We start from the raw sequence: 14008 nt of genomic DNA on the forward strand, positions 1-14008 counted from the left end.
TCAATCCCTGAGACGCCAGCCCGTCTTGAAGATGAAAGCAATGACGGCGGTGCAGATCGCAAGAAAGCCGAGCGTCAGGCCGAGCGAGAGCGCTATGGGTACGTCGGAGGTGCCGTAGAAAGTCCAGCGTAGTCCGCTCACGAGAAATGCGATCGGATTGGCGAGCGCGACCGCGTTCCACGGCTCGGGTAGATCGTCGATCGAATAGAATGTGCCGCCCAGAAAGGTCAGCGGCGTCAGGATCAACAGCGGGATGATGCCAAGCTTTTCAAAACTATCGGCCCAAATGCCGAGGATAAAGCCGAACAGCGAGAAACTCGCCGCAACCAGCATAATGTAAAGCGCGGCGAACAACGGATACTTGATCTCGTAATCGACAAAGAATGTCGCGGTAGCGAGGATTATCGCCGCAAGGAGCAATCCCTTGGTCGCCGCCGCTCCGACAAAACCGATCAGCGTTTCGGCAACGCCAACGGGCGCGGAAAGCAGCTCATAGATCGTGCCAGTGAAGCGCGGCATATAGATGCCGAAGCTCGAATTGCTGGTCGTCTCTCCTAGCAAGGTCAGCATGAGCAATCCGGGGATGATAAACGCGCCATAGGCGACGCCGTCCACCGGCTCCATTCGCGCACCGATGACCGTGCCGAACACGATGAAATACAGCGATGTGGTGAGCACAGGGGAAAGGATGGACTGAAACGCAGTGCGCAGCGCGCGCATGAGTTCGCGCGTGTAGATCGACCAAGCACCGCGCGCGTTAAAGCTGAGGCTCATTCCGCGGCCTCCTGTTGATCAGCGAGGAGCGACACGAAGATGTCCTCCAGCGAGCTGTCGTGAATATCAATACCGGTGTAGTCGATGCCCGCCGCAATCAGCGCTTTGGTCAGATCAGCGACCTGCTCGCGCCCCTTCCCGGTGCCATCGCCGCCGCGGAAACACAGCGCGCGGCCTTCGTCCATCATCTCGACCGGGAAATCTGCAAGCGCAGCCGGCACTTCGGAAATTGGCTTTGCCAGTTGGATCACGGCCTCGGTCCGGCCAAGACGCTTCATCATCGCGGCCTTTTCATCGACCATCAGGATCTTGCCGCCGCGAATTATACCCACGCGATCGGCCATTTCTTCGGCCTCTTCGATATAATGCGTGGTGAGGATGATGGTGGTGCCGCGCTCTCGCAATGCGCTGATTTGCGCCCACATATCCTTGCGCAATTCGACATCAACACCCGCTGTTGGTTCGTCGAGGAAAAGCAGGTCCGGCTCGTGCGCCAGTGCCTTGGCGATCAGCACGCGGCGCTTCATCCCGCCCGACAATTCGCGGATCTGGGAGTGACGCTTATCGAGCAGTGTGAGCGAGCGCAGAATCTCGTGAATGCGCTCTTTATCCGGCGGATGGCCGAACAGGCCGCGCGAGAAACGCACCGCTCGTTCCACAGTCTCGAACATATCCGTACTGAGTTCCTGGGGTACGAGTCCGATGCGGGCGCGCGCCGTGCGCCACTCTTTTGCAAGGCCATGACCAAAGGCTGACATGGTGCCGGCTGTGGGCCGAACAAGACCGCACACCGCGCCGATCAATGTCGTCTTTCCCGCACCATTCGGGCCGAGCAGCGCGAATATCTCACCCTTACGGATCTCTAAGTCGACATTGTCGAGCGCCTTCACGCCCTTTCCGTTTTTGGCCGGATAGACCTTTGAAAGGCCGCTGATCTGAAGAATAGGTTCGCTCACCATGCGAGATTTGGCACGTTGGTGAGCGATTGCAACCTCGCTTACGGCAAGAGCAGCGAAGAATCTCCATAGGAGTAGAAACGATAATTGCTGGCGATAGCGTGTCGGTACGCTGCCATCATGCGCTCACGGCCCATCAGAGCGCTCACCAGCATCATAAGCGTGGACTTGGGCAGATGGAAGTTCGTCATCAAGCCATCGACCGCGCGAAATTCGTATCCCGGCGTGATGAAGATGTCGGTGTCGCCTGCAAATTCCTCGATAATGCCGTCGCTGCGAGCAGCACTTTCCAATAGCCGCAAGGAGGTTGTTCCGACCGCGATGATCCGCCCGCCCGCCATACGAGCAGCATTGAGACGCTCGGCAGTTGCTGCATCGATCCGACCGAATTCTGAGTGCATTGCGTGGTCTTTGGTGTCGTCCACCTTGACCGGCAGGAACGTGCCCGCCCCTACATGCAAGGTGAGCGTTTCGAGCTCGATCCCGGCAGCATCGCACGCTTCGACCAGTTCCGGCGTGAAGTGAAGCGCCGCTGTCGGCGCTGCAACCGCTCCGTCCTCGGCAGCGAACATCGTCTGGTAATCGGTGAGGTCTTGCGCATCGACACCGCGCTTGCCCGCAATGTAGGGCGGTAATGGCATGCGACCTGCCCGCTCAAGCAGCACCTCGACCGGCTCGTCGCCTTCGAAGAAAAGGTCAATGCTTCCATCCGCATTGCGCCTTTCAGCGATGGCGGTGACGCCTCCGCCGAAGATCAATTGATCACCTTCCTTCACGCGCTTGGCGTTGCGGATGAAGGCTTGCCAACGGCGCAGATCAAGGCGTTTATGGAGTGTGGCGCCAATCTGCGCTTCTCCGCCCGCGCGCCTGCCTTCAAGCTGCGCTGGAATGACGCGCGTGTCGTTGAACACCAGCACATCGCCCGGTGACAGCAGGCTCGGCAAATCGCGAACAGCCGCATCCTGAAAGGCGCCTTCGCTGCGAACCACAAGCATACGCGCAGCATCGCGTGGCCTCGCTGGCCGCAGGGCTATACGCTCTTGGGGTAGCTCAAAATCGAAAAGATCAACACGCATGGCGGCGCATTAGCGCCCACCTTGCAAGACGCAAAGCCTTACTGTTCGAGCGGCGCGTTCAGGGCATCAACGGTGACTTCAGGTTCGATCCGTGGTGCTTGCAAGCTCGGGCGAGGCTTGTTGTCGCTAGCGAGCGAGGCCTGAACAATCCGGGTCGGGTCCTGCGGTGGCTCACCGCGATTGATCGCATCGACAGCAGCGATATTGTCAATCACGCGGTACGAAATTGGTGTATCGCTTATCCAGGCTGAAGCGCGGATAGAACACGATGAAGAACTGGCTGTTGGCGCTGTCTTCAGAGGCTGCGCGCGCCATCGACACAGTTCCGCGCACATGCGGCATCGGATTGAATTCTGCGGCAAGATCAGGAAGCTGCGAGCCACCCTGCCCCGTGCCGGTCGGATCACCGCCTTGCGCCATAAAACCTTCGATCACGCGGTGAAAGATGATCCCATCGTAAAAGCCCTGACGGGTCAGCGTTTTGATGCGATCGACATGGCTCGGGGCCCAATCCGGTTTCAGGCGGATCGATACGCGCTCGCCATTGGAAAGATCGAGAAGCCACAGGTTCTCAAGATCTTCGCTCGGGTTGTAATTGATCGGGGTGAAAACCTTGCGCGGGGTCGTTGGCTCATCGCCCTCGGCAGCATCCTGACTAAATGAGGCCTGCGGAGTGACAAGAAGCGACAGCGCAGCCGCCGCACCAAAGAATTTTGAAACAGTCATCGAATTTATAGTGTCCAAGTCGTCCAATTTTGTGAAAGCGGTCTAACGTCGAGCGCCTGACACTTCAATGAATGAAGCCATGCTGATCGACAGCTAAGTCGCTACAAATCGCCTTTTCGCCCAATTTCGACGACGCGCGCGTTCACTTCATCGCGCACGGGCTCGCTCACAAAGAGAGTAATGTCTCCGCCATAGAGCGCGATTTCCTTCACCAATTTGCTCGCAATCGGCTGCAACGAGACATCAGCCATCAGGAAAACTGTCTCGATATCGTCATCGAGCTGCTGGTTCATGCCCGCCATCTGATATTCGTATTCAAAGTCAGCCACCGCACGCAAGCCGCGAATGATAACGCTTGCGCCTTGAGATTGGGCGAATTTGACGAGCAGCGCGTTAAAGCCGACCACCTCAACATTGGTGAGACCGAGATTGGCTACTTCGCGCTCAACCATGGCAAAGCGCTCTTCGGTCGAAAACATCGGGTTCTTCGATGGGTTGGTGGTCACTCCGATTATCAGCTTGTCGACCAGCTTGGATCCGCGCCGAATGATGTCGGCATGGCCCAAGGTAATGGGGTCAAATGTTCCGGGATATAGGCCAATACGGGATGTCATTCTTGTGCCGTTTTCCATTCCAGAGTGGTCGTGCCTTCCCCGCCTTCTTCGGGCGTCACAATGCTGACTTGCTCAGCGTCATCATCAGCGGCGTCTGCAGTGTAAAGACCGGCCTCCAACTCTTCGAAGCCGAGCTCTTTTAGGGTATCAACGGTGTCCTGCGCGCAAGCGGAGGGAACTTTGAATACGCGAGTCATCGTTTCCCCCTCTTCCGGGCTAGTCCGGCGCGCCGATGCCAACAGGTCGGCCTCCTCGCATGTATTCACCCCGAACCGGGAGAGCAGCATTTCTGCGGCTTCTTTCTTGTCTTTCTTCGCCTTTTCCGACAGCGGCATCGAATGCTGGGATTGCCCGTTCTCGTCTGGATCATGTCCCATCGCGCTGTGATCGACTTCCGGCTCCGATGAACACGCGGCAAGTGCCGCCGCCAGGAACAAGCTGCTGGTTATTCTAATTTTCATCGATCTCGCTCCACGATAAATCTTGCAAGCGCTCGCAGCATGTCAGCCTCTTCGCCATAGCTCCCGAGGTGGCTAACCGCTTGGTCGACCAAAGCTCTCGCCTGCTCGCGCGCTTTGTCTGAGCCCATCAGCGTCACAAATGTTTGCTTGCCTTGAACTTCATCTTTGCGCAGCGCTTTGCCTGCCTTCTCCTCGTCCCCGCTAACATCAAGCAAGTCGTCGGCAATCTGGAAAGCCAGGCCAATGTCGCGGGCATAGGCACGCAGATGCGCGCGACCCTCCGGCGGAACTTTGCCCAAGATAGCGCCCATTTCCACCGAAGCGGCAAGCAAGGCGCCAGTTTTCAATTGTTGCAGGCGGGTGATCGCTTGAAGGTCGTATTCAACGCCTTCCTCATCGGCGACCATGTCCATCATTTGGCCGCCCGCCATTCCGTTCATGCCGCTGGCTGTCCCGAGGGTCAGCATCAACTCGCTGCGGGTGAATGGATCAGAGCTGGTGTCTGCATCGGCAAGAATCTCGAACGCTAGCGCGTGCAGTGCATCGCCCGCGAGCACTGCGGTCGCTTCGTCAAATTCGTGATGCAAGGTCGCCTTGCCATGGCGCAAATCGTCATCGTCCATGCACGGGAGGTCGTCATGGATCAGCGAATAGACGTGAATGGCCTCGACTGCGCAGCCTGCACGCAAGGCCGCCGTGCGATCCACCCCGAACAATTCCGCCGTGCTAACAAGCAGCAAAGGACGCACGCGTTTTCCGCCGCCAATAGACGCATATCGCATCGCCTCGACCAGACGTGCGCGGGTATCCTGCGGAACCGGCAAAAAGGCATCGAAGGCTGAGTCTATCTCGCCTTGAACGCGCCTCAGCCCGTCTTGCAGCAAGCTGTTATTCTCCACGACTTGCATCATGTTCTATTGATCCGCGTCGAGCGGCTGCGTCCCGGTCGCCGCACCATCGCGATTGGTCACGATCTTCTCAATCCGGGCCTGCGCGGCATCCAGACGCTTTTGACAAGCCTCGCGCAGCTTCTCTCCGCGCTCATACAGCTCAATTGACTCATCGAGAGGCACATCGCCGCGCTCCAGCTGCTGCACGATCGTTTCAAGCGCGCCCAGCGCCTGCTCGAAACTCATCTGCGCAATGTCTGCCGATGCCTGATTTGTCTGTCCCTCTCGGGAACCATTACCCTCGTCCATACGTCGGAGCATTGGCCGTGCATCTCCGCCCGGTCAAGAGCATGCGATCAAGGGATACAATCAAATGAAGTGGATCATCGCTTACATCTCGACCGCGATTGTGTTTGGCGCCCTTGATGCCATGTGGCTGCGCTGGGCTGGCCCCAACCTCTATCGCCCTGTGATCGGCGAGATCATGGCAGACGAGTTCCGCGTCGGCGCCGCTGCGACCTTCTACTTCCTCTATCTCGCTGGAATGATGTGGTTTGCGGTAAAACCTGGCCTCGATAGCGGCAATATCGCGACCGCGATGCTCAACGGCGCACTACTGGGGGCGCTGTGCTACGCGACCTTCGACCTCACCAGCCAAGCGGTATTTAAAGTGTGGGCCACCCACATTTCAATTGCGGACATCATGTGGGGCGCATTTGCAACCGGCGTGACAAGTGGCATAGCAACTTGGGTGACTTTAAAGTTCACTAGCTGATCGGGCTTCGGGGGGCATCTTTGTTTATCGGTCATTTCGCACCGGCTTTTGCCGCTGCTGCCATATCGCCGCGCTCGCCGCGGCTCGGGACGTTGTTCGTGGCGGCGCAGCTCGTTGATTGGGGCTTCTTTGGCCTCGCCATGGTCGGCGTCGAAAAGATGCGGATTGATCCCGATGCGACCGTTATGGTGCCGTTTGACCTCTACCAAATGCCCTTCACCCACTCCTTATTGGGAACGGGGCTCTGGGCGTTAGCTTTCGCGCTGATCGTGTTGATTTGGCAGCGCAATCTCTTCGGCGCAGTGTTGGCGGGATTGGTTGTGCTATCACATTGGTTGCTCGATTGGCTCACCCATGCGCCCGACTTAACGCTCGCTGGAGGACCACAGACCTATGGCCTTGGCCTGTGGAATTACCCGCAGGTCGCCATGCCGCTCGAGTTGCTTATCACTGTTGGCGGATTTCTGATTTATGTGAGGCGGACGCGCGGCCCAATCGGCCCGCCGCTCATCCTGCTGGCGATCTTGCTTCTGCTTCAAGCGGTGAACTGGTTTGGTCCACATCCGGCGGAAGCTGGCTTGGCGCTTTACATACAGGCGCTCGTTGCATTCGCAATCTTGACCGGATTTGCGTGGTGGGTCGGGCAAAATCGGTGGTATATCCGACGCGGCGGCTTGGCGGCCCCCAGCCAGTGAATTACAGGGCGGTGCATGAGCGATTCATCACCAGCCATCACGCCCGAAATTGTCGAACAGCACGGCTTCTCGCCTGAGGAATACGAGCAGGTACTCAAATCTCTCGGGCGCGAGCCGAATATGGTCGAACTCGGCATCTTTTCGGTCATGTGGTCGGAGCATTGCAGCTATAAAAGCTCACGCCTTCACCTGAAGAAATTGCCGACCGAGGCGCCTTGGGTGATCTGCGGCCCCGGTGAGAATGCGGGCGTGATCGACATCGGTGACGGTCAGGCGGCGATCTTCAAGATGGAGAGCCACAACCACCCATCTTACATCGAGCCATATCAAGGCGCGGCGACCGGCGTGGGCGGGATCCTGCGCGATGTCTTCACGATGGGCGCTCGTCCGGTGGCAAATGCCAATGCGCTGCGCTTTGGACGGCCAGAGCATCCCAAGATGCAACATCTGGTCAAAGGCGTGGTCGCAGGGATCGGCGGATACGGCAATTGCGTCGGCGTGCCGACCGTATGCGGTGAGACCAATTTCCATCCGGCCTATGACGGCAATATTCTCGTCAATGCGATGACCGTCGGCGTCGCGGATACCGACAAGATTTTCTATTCGGCAGCAACCGGCGTCGGCAATCCGATCGTCTATGTTGGCTCGAAGACCGGGCGCGATGGCATTCACGGCGCGACCATGGCGAGCGCAGATTTTGAAGAAGACGCAGAGGCCAAGCGCCCCACCGTGCAGGTCGGCGATCCATTCACCGAAAAGCTGCTGATCGAGGCATGCCTCGAGCTCATGGCGACCGACGCAATCGTCGCAATTCAGGATATGGGCGCGACCGGTCTCACCTCCTCCAGCGTGGAAATGGCGACCAATGGGAAAGCGGGCATCCGGCTCGACATGAACAAGGTGCCGTGCCGCGAAGAGGGAATGACGCCATACGAAATGATGCTGAGCGAGAGCCAAGAGCGCATGCTGATGGTGCTGAAGCCCGGCAAGGAAGAAATGGCGGCTGCCATCTTCGAGAAGTGGGAACTCGATTTCGCTGTCATCGGCGAAGTGACAGACACGCGGCACATGGTGCTCGAATTCGATGGCGAGGTCGTGTGCGACATCCCGCTTGGCCCGCTGGCTGCCGACGCGCCCGAATATGACCGGCCCTATCTTTCGAAAGAAGAGTACAAGGCCTGGGCGCAGGTGAAGCCGCTAGAAGATGTGCCGGAAAGTACTGATATCGGCGCGGATCTTCTGAAGCTGATGGCCTCACCCAACCTCGCGAGCCGTCGCTGGATTTCCGAGCAATATGACAGCCAGGTGATGGGCGACACACTGCAAACCGGCGGCGACGCCGGCGTTGTGCGCGTGCATGGCACGAAGAAAGCGCTCGCAATCACCACCGATTGCACCCCGCGCTATGTCTATGCCGACCCGTACGAAGGCGGGAAGCAAGCGATTGCGGAGGCCTATCGCAACCTTTGCGCGGTCGGAGCGCGTCCGCTCGCGGTGACCAATTGCCTGAACTTCGCGAACCCGCAGCGCCCGGAAATCATGGCACAATTCGTACACGCGCTCGAAGGCATGGGCGATGCCTGCCGCGCGCTCGATTTCCCGATCGTGAGCGGGAACGTGTCGCTCTACAACGAAAGCAAGGCGACCGGCGGCGGCAGCGCTATCCTCCCCACCCCAGCCATCGGTGGGGTCGGTATTATCGACGATTATTCGAAGATGATGACGATGGGTTTCAAGGAGCAGGGAGACGCCATCTATCTGATCGCGCCTGAATTCTGGGCCAAGCCTGATCCGAACCGTTCTCACCTCGGCAAATCATTGTGGCTCGGCGAAGTGCATGGGCGCGATGAAGGCCGAGCGCCGCCGGTTGATCTGGCGGCAACGCGCGGCGCGGGCTCAATCGTCCTGCGCCTGATTGCAGAGGGTCTGGTCAACGGGGTTCACGACGTCTCTGATGGCGGTCTCGCCGTCGCACTCGCCGAAATGGCTCTGGCTGGCGGCGTTGGCGCCGAAACGCTCGCGAACGACGCTTACACGCCCGCACAGTGGTGGTTTGGCGAAGACCAAAACCGCTATGTCGTTACCGTCAGCGACACGAATGTGGATGCATTCAACGCCGTGCTTGCGGAAGGGCCGGAAACAGATGAGGCTGCGCTGGTCGGTTTTCACCGCGTTGGCACGGTTGGCGGCGACAGCATTCTCGGCGCATCTCTCAACGATCTGCGCCAAGCCCATCAGAGCTTCTTCCGCGACTGGATGGAAGCATAGAGCTCCTCCAACCCATCCTCCATTATGGCGGCCATTGGCTTGCGCCCTTCCTGATCGCCGCCATCATCTGGCGCGAGCGCTGGAAGGTAGCGGGGTTGGTGATTGCGGGCGCGAACCTCATCGACCTCGACCATCTGCTCGCCGACCCGATTTTCGACCCGAACCGCTGCAGCGTCGGCTTCCACCTGCTCCATGGCTGGGAGGCCGCGCTCGCCTGCATCCTGATGCTCGGCGTGCCGAGATGGTGGGTCCGCGCCTTTGCGCTGGGCGCGCTGTGGCACCTAGCGGTCGACTGGGGGGATTGCGGAATGCAGGCGCTTTAGGCTGCTTGCGTATCCGACAATGCCAGATCGCAGGCCAAAATGCCTTCGCTTTCGAGGATCTGCAGGCACTCGCGGTAGACCACAGGCTCACCGATGCCCATCCGCGCGCGAACTTCATCAATGTCGCTGCGCATCACCGCCTCAACATCCATATGCGCAAGCTTATCCGCTGTCCTGCCCAGCGCACGGCCTTCCTTGATCGCGGCGTAAAGCGGCGCCTTCGTGCCGCTCATCTTCTTGATCTGGCGCGCGCCAGCATAGGCGATAAACAGGATGCCGCCATTGAGGTTCTGCTCGTAGCTAAAGCCGAGTAGAGACGCTTCGCCCAAGGCATCGCGGCCATAGCCCGTCAGCACGTGGAACAGGTCATGCGTGTCGCGCAGCCGCTCAAAATACCACTCGGTCAGGTCTTGTGGGCGGGCGTCGGCGGGCAGCCATTTGTGGCTTTCCTCAACCAGTCCAGCCGCGCTCAGCCCTTCACGCTTCATAAAGCGGATGTAATGCTGCGCGACGCTGTTTTCGTCGCAATCAACCCAGCGATCATGGTCATCTAGCATCGCAGGGATATTGACGCCGCGATTGAGAAAGTCTTGCCCCGTTCCGGACTGGATGAAGTCCCATGCCTGTTTGTGGCTGCGCTTACCCTTAGTCGCTTCGATGATGTGGAACACTTGCGCAGTGTCTTCCTTGTCGGCGACGAGTTTGCGGAAGTGGTGCAAAACCTTAAGCGGATGAAAGCCCGATGTCTGACGTTCCGGAGCCACCAATGGCCGGTCCAAAAGGTTCACTGCTTGCGACACTTCGCCCTCCTACAAACGACTCGGTAAATTTAAGTTAGTTATATGCAACCTACATTGATGTTAGTAGCCGGTCAATACGGATTTCCGTAGGGGCAATACTACTGCCCCCTTTCCTTTGCGTGCCCTTGTGGCAAAGGGAAGCGATGCGTGATCATGACACTGTCCCCTACTCACTCGAAGCCTTGCCCGATGAGCAATCCATCGCCCGTGCCCAGGCCTTGCGCGATCGTCTGAAAGAACGGCGCACTTGTCGCTATTTCTCCGACGAAACTGTGCCGCGCGAGGTTATCGAAGCCGCGATTGAGGCGGTCGGCACAGCGCCCAATGGTGCCAATCACCAGCCGTGGCATTTCGCCGTCGTGCATTCGGCGGAGAAGAAGCGCGCAATTCGCGAAGCCGCAGAGGCAGAGGAAAAGCGCTTTTACGGAGAGGATGGCGATAAGCCCAAGGCAAGCGACGAATGGCTTGATGCACTAAGCGATCTAGGAACCGATTCGGACAAGCCGTTTCTCGAAACCGCGCCGTATCTGATCGTCGCTTTCGCGCAGCGCAAAGGCGGCATCGAAGAGGACGGCAAAACGCAGAACTACTACGTAAATGAAAGCGTCGGGATTGCTTGCGGCATGCTGATCGCAACTCTGCACGAAGCGGGTCTCGCCACCCTCACCCACACCCCCTCACCCATGGGCTTCCTACGCGAGGCGTGTGAACGACCCGAATGGGAAAAGCCGCTGATGATTGTGGTTGTGGGTCTAGCCGACAAAGGACGCAACCGTTCCCGCCCATGCTCTGAAGAAAAAGCCGCTGAGCCAGATTGCAAGCTGGCTCTAGCTTGGCCGATCAGGCTGGAACAGCGTCCGGCGTGTTTTCGCTGGCAAGCATGTCGTAAGGGTCGATACCCTCGTCGCGCCAAATCCGGTGACATTCGCGATATTTGTGCGGCTCAGAGATTTTGAGCATGGCCCGCGCTTCTTGAAGGTCCATAGCGAGCAGATCGCGGATCGACTGCTCGATCAGCTTTGGAGCGCCCGTACCGGTACGGCGGGCCTCGTTGACCGCGCCAAGGATCGGGGCCTTGCTGCCCCAGACCTCTTTCTTGATGTTGAAAGCGCCGGCATACCCGATCAGCAGATGGCCGTGGCTCGGGCTTTGGCCGTGCGTGAACAGCAGCACGCACTGTTCGCCCAGCGCGTCCCGACCATAGCCGGTCAGGATGTGGAACAGGTCATGCGTATCGCGCGAGCGAGACAGGAACCAATTGGTGAGATCGTCGAATTGAGGACGACCCATCTTGTCGTATTCGGCGACGAGCCCGGCCGCTGACAGGCCTTCGCGCTCCATGAAGTCGCAATAGGCATGGCCTACGCTGCCCTTAGGCGTCTTCCGAATAGCCGCATGGTCATCGAGGATGTCAGGAAGGCTCGGCTCACTCTTACGCAGATCTTCTCCCCGAGCGCTCAAGGCGAAATTGCGGACGCGGTCGATATAGTCCTTTGGCGGGAGCGATTCGAAGATCTTGAAAACCTCGCTCGTGTCTTCCTTGTCGCGCATCAGGTTGCGAAAATGATGCACCGCCTTGGGCAGCGAGTATTTCGGCTCTGGACGATCGGGATGACGCAGGATTGTTCCGTCGCTGGCATATTCTGGTGTGAGATTCGTCATCGATTCGCGGCCTTGTTTTTCTGACTTTCGCGCAGGCTAGCGCTGCTTACTTACATTGGTGTTAATAGCATAATTGAGTACGAAATCAAGACCGAAATTTTTGGGGTGTGACCCACTCCTCTTGCGGAATGCCCAGCAGCGCCAGAATGTTCGACAAGTCTCCGCGGTCGATCCTGCCATTTGCGGCAGCCCGCGCCTTGGGCTTGGCGCGATAGGCAAAGCCATAGGTCGCAGCGTCGATCATCGGGATGTCATTGGCACCATCGCCGGTGGCGAGCGAAATCGCGCCCTGTCCAATTGCCGCCAGCTCCTCTCGCAACACGCCAGCCTTGGTCGATGCGTCTGCGACTGGCCCCGCGAGGCCGCCAGTGAGCTTCCCGCCCTCAACCTCCAGCACATTGCCGACCACCCGCTCGAAGCCGAGCTGCTCCGCAACCACATCAGCGAAATGGTGGAAGCCGCCGGTCACGAGCGATGTGCGACAACCGCGCGCCTTCAAAGTTGCCACTAAGGTCGCGGCGCCTGGCGTCAGCGTGATGCGTTCTGAAAGGCATTGCGCAATCGCACCTTCTTCCAGCCCCGCGAGCAAACCGACCCGCTCACGCAGCGCACTTTCGAAATCGAGCTCACCCTGCATCGCTCTTTCTGTGATGTCAGCGATCTGAGGTTTCAGCCCCGCATAATCGGCGAGCTCGTCGATGCATTCCTGCTCGATCATGGTCGAATCCATGTCAGACACGAACACCTTGGGCATTTCAATCGAGCCCTTCGAGATCAGCATGTCGGCAGGCGCGAAGAATGCATCCACCGCTGCAGCGACGCTCAATGCCTCGGCGTCAACGACGTTCAATTGCAGCACCCTGCCCTCGATTGCTCCGTTATCGAGCTCGGACATGGACGTGACCGGGGTGCCCTCTGCCTTGAGCGCGTCGCTCAATGCTCCAAGACGTGTTTCAAGCTGCGCTTTGTCTGCTATCAGCCGAGCGATGAGCAAAGGTGATACTCCTCAATTGAATCCAGTCGCGCTCATTGCAGGGCCGACCGCCAGCGGCAAGAGCGCGGTTGCGGTGGCACTGGCGAAGGCGCTCGCAGAGAAAGGCCAGCGCGGCGTGGTGATCAACGCGGACAGCGCGCAGGTCTATGCCGATCTGCAGGTGCTATCGGCACGTCCCGATGAAAAGGAGATGGACGGAATTGAGCATCGCCTGTTCGGCGCATGGGACGGAGCACAGGCCTGCTCGGCCGCGGATTGGGCGACGAAGGCGCGCGAAGAGATAACGAGTTTGCACGCGGACGGCGCCGTGCCGATCCTGGTCGGAGGGACCGGCATGTATCTAAAGGTGCTGCTCGAGGGGATCGCGCCGATCCCGGAAATCGATCCAGAGATCCGCAAGCACATTCGCGCGCTGCCTGTGCAAGGCGCCTATTCCGCATTGCAGATTGAGGACCCCGAACGCGCGCTGATGCTGGAGCCGACCGACAGCCAGCGTATCGCCCGCGCGCTTGAAGTGGTGCGTTCAACCGGCACGAGCCTCAGCGAATGGCAGAACGCCAAGACCGGCGGGATCGGCGATGACATCACGCTTCATCCGCTTGTGATGCTCCCGCCCCGTGAGTGGCTATATGAGAGGTGCGACCGCCGGTTCGGCCTGATGCTGGAACATGGCGCGATCGAAGAAGTCGAAGCTTTGCTCGCGCGAAAGCTCGATCCAGGTCTTCCAGTGATGCGCGCTATCGGCGTGCCGGAGATCACCGAGTTGCTCGCGGGCACCCTTATGATCCCTGATGTGATTGCGAAGGGCGCGCAGGCGACACGCAATTATGCCAAGCGGCAATACACCTGGTTCCGCAACCAGTCGCCGCAAGATTGGACACGCGTTGAGTCCAAAACCGTCAAAATTGATGATGTATTCGCATCATTATTACATATTTAATCGTTGACACGATAGATTGTAACTCATAGCACGCTCTCAGCTGGGCTCGACGCA

General features: G+C 58.8%; 15 protein-coding genes and 2 pseudogenes. 6 read left to right on the forward strand and 11 right to left on the reverse strand.

The window, feature by feature from the left end:
• The 8 genes and pseudogenes from ACZ1GU_RS09085 to ACZ1GU_RS09120 all read right to left on the reverse strand — a co-directional run bounded on the left by ACZ1GU_RS09085 (position 1) and on the right by ACZ1GU_RS09120 (position 5806).
• Positions 1–774, reverse strand: a complete 774-nt coding sequence (locus ACZ1GU_RS09085) for an ABC transporter permease (RefSeq protein WP_472647702.1) — start codon at positions 772–774, stop codon at positions 1–3.
• Positions 771–1730, reverse strand: a complete 960-nt coding sequence (locus ACZ1GU_RS09090; protein ID WP_472648745.1) for an ABC transporter ATP-binding protein — start codon at positions 1728–1730, stop codon at positions 771–773. Before ACZ1GU_RS09090 ends, ACZ1GU_RS09085 begins: the two co-directional genes overlap by 4 nt.
• Before the next feature lie 41 nt (positions 1731–1771).
• Positions 1772–2806, reverse strand: coding sequence for a tRNA preQ1(34) S-adenosylmethionine ribosyltransferase-isomerase QueA (gene queA / locus ACZ1GU_RS09095; protein ID WP_472647703.1), 1035 nt, complete (start codon positions 2804–2806; stop codon positions 1772–1774).
• 38 nt (positions 2807–2844) lie between these two features.
• Positions 2845–3532 (reverse strand): annotated as a pseudogene (locus ACZ1GU_RS09100) (peptidylprolyl isomerase).
• A 101-nt stretch (positions 3533–3633) separates the two neighbouring features.
• Positions 3634–4146, reverse strand: a complete 513-nt coding sequence (gene coaD / locus ACZ1GU_RS09105) for a pantetheine-phosphate adenylyltransferase (RefSeq protein WP_472647704.1) — start codon at positions 4144–4146, stop codon at positions 3634–3636.
• Positions 4143–4607: a hypothetical protein gene (locus tag ACZ1GU_RS09110; RefSeq protein ID WP_472647705.1), complete on the reverse strand. Its 465-nt coding sequence runs from the start codon at positions 4605–4607 to the stop codon at positions 4143–4145. Before ACZ1GU_RS09110 ends, coaD begins: the two co-directional genes overlap by 4 nt.
• Positions 4604–5515 carry a polyprenyl synthetase family protein gene (locus tag ACZ1GU_RS09115; RefSeq protein WP_472648746.1) on the reverse strand — a complete coding sequence of 304 codons (912 nt, stop codon included), beginning with the start codon at positions 5513–5515 and terminating at the stop codon, positions 4604–4606. Before ACZ1GU_RS09115 ends, ACZ1GU_RS09110 begins: the two co-directional genes overlap by 4 nt.
• Positions 5516–5521: 6 nt before the next feature.
• The gene (locus tag ACZ1GU_RS09120; RefSeq protein ID WP_472648747.1) at positions 5522–5806 is read right to left on the reverse strand and encodes an exodeoxyribonuclease VII small subunit; all 285 of its coding nucleotides are present in this window, start codon (positions 5804–5806) and stop codon (positions 5522–5524) included.
• Between the two features lie 64 nt (positions 5807–5870).
• On the opposite strand from ACZ1GU_RS09120, the gene ACZ1GU_RS09125 reads away from it, so the two are divergent.
• From ACZ1GU_RS09125 to ACZ1GU_RS09140, 4 genes are all read left to right on the forward strand, one after another.
• Positions 5871–6272 (forward strand): DUF2177 family protein, encoded by a 402-nt coding sequence (locus ACZ1GU_RS09125; protein WP_472647706.1) that lies wholly within the window; start codon positions 5871–5873, stop codon positions 6270–6272.
• Between the two features lie 98 nt (positions 6273–6370).
• Positions 6371–6967, forward strand: a complete 597-nt coding sequence (locus ACZ1GU_RS09130) for a hypothetical protein (protein ID WP_472647707.1) — start codon at positions 6371–6373, stop codon at positions 6965–6967.
• A 15-nt stretch (positions 6968–6982) separates the two neighbouring features.
• Positions 6983–9235: a phosphoribosylformylglycinamidine synthase subunit PurL gene (gene purL, locus ACZ1GU_RS09135; RefSeq protein WP_472647708.1), complete on the forward strand. Its 2253-nt coding sequence runs from the start codon at positions 6983–6985 to the stop codon at positions 9233–9235.
• Between the two features lie 62 nt (positions 9236–9297).
• A complete protein-coding gene (locus ACZ1GU_RS09140) occupies positions 9298–9558 on the forward strand; it encodes a DUF6122 family protein (RefSeq protein ID WP_472648748.1) in 261 nt (86 codons plus the stop codon).
• Here the strand turns inward: ACZ1GU_RS09140 and ACZ1GU_RS09145 are convergent.
• Entirely contained in the window at positions 9555–10358 is an 804-nt protein-coding gene (locus tag ACZ1GU_RS09145) for a Coq4 family protein (protein ID WP_472647709.1), read from the reverse strand. The genes ACZ1GU_RS09140 and ACZ1GU_RS09145 overlap by 4 nt on opposite strands.
• Positions 10359–10501: 143 nt before the next feature.
• Here ACZ1GU_RS09145 and ACZ1GU_RS09150 point away from each other — a divergent pair.
• Positions 10502–11189 (forward strand): annotated as a pseudogene (locus ACZ1GU_RS09150) (nitroreductase family protein).
• 9 nt (positions 11190–11198) lie between these two features.
• On the opposite strand, the gene ACZ1GU_RS09155 reads toward ACZ1GU_RS09150, so the two are convergent.
• Together ACZ1GU_RS09155 and serB are read right to left on the reverse strand one after the other, a co-directional pair.
• A complete protein-coding gene (locus ACZ1GU_RS09155; protein ID WP_472647710.1) occupies positions 11199–12020 on the reverse strand; it encodes a Coq4 family protein in 822 nt (273 codons plus the stop codon).
• A gap of 85 nt (positions 12021–12105) precedes the next feature.
• Positions 12106–13014 (reverse strand): phosphoserine phosphatase SerB, encoded by a 909-nt coding sequence (gene serB / locus ACZ1GU_RS09160; RefSeq protein WP_472647711.1) that lies wholly within the window; start codon positions 13012–13014, stop codon positions 12106–12108.
• Here serB and miaA point away from each other — a divergent pair.
• Positions 13007–13954: a tRNA (adenosine(37)-N6)-dimethylallyltransferase MiaA gene (miaA, locus tag ACZ1GU_RS09165; RefSeq protein ID WP_472647712.1), complete on the forward strand. Its 948-nt coding sequence runs from the start codon at positions 13007–13009 to the stop codon at positions 13952–13954. The two genes, serB and miaA, sit on opposite strands and share 8 nt — an antisense overlap.
• Positions 13955–14008: the final 54 nt, after the last annotated feature.

This window comes from Erythrobacter sp. HA7-11 (assembly GCF_055693605.1).

Coding starts and splice junctions, on each gene's coding strand:
- ACZ1GU_RS09085 (WP_472647702.1), bottom strand. CDS start 774: ATGAGCCTCAGCTTTAACGCGCGCGGTGCTTGGTCGATCTACACGCGC.
- queA (WP_472647703.1), bottom strand. CDS start 2,806: ATGCGTGTTGATCTTTTCGATTTTGAGCTACCCCAAGAGCGTATAGCC.
- coaD (WP_472647704.1), bottom strand. CDS start 4,146: ATGACATCCCGTATTGGCCTATATCCCGGAACATTTGACCCCATTACC.
- ACZ1GU_RS09110 (WP_472647705.1), bottom strand. CDS start 4,607: ATGAAAATTAGAATAACCAGCAGCTTGTTCCTGGCGGCGGCACTTGCC.
- ACZ1GU_RS09115 (WP_472648746.1), bottom strand. CDS start 5,515: ATGCAAGTCGTGGAGAATAACAGCTTGCTGCAAGACGGGCTGAGGCGC.
- ACZ1GU_RS09120 (WP_472648747.1), bottom strand. CDS start 5,806: ATGGACGAGGGTAATGGTTCCCGAGAGGGACAGACAAATCAGGCATCG.
- ACZ1GU_RS09125 (WP_472647706.1), top strand. CDS start 5,871: ATGAAGTGGATCATCGCTTACATCTCGACCGCGATTGTGTTTGGCGCC.
- purL (WP_472647708.1), top strand. CDS start 6,983: ATGAGCGATTCATCACCAGCCATCACGCCCGAAATTGTCGAACAGCAC.
- ACZ1GU_RS09155 (WP_472647710.1), bottom strand. CDS start 12,020: ATGACGAATCTCACACCAGAATATGCCAGCGACGGAACAATCCTGCGT.
- miaA (WP_472647712.1), top strand. CDS start 13,007: ATGAGCAAAGGTGATACTCCTCAATTGAATCCAGTCGCGCTCATTGCA.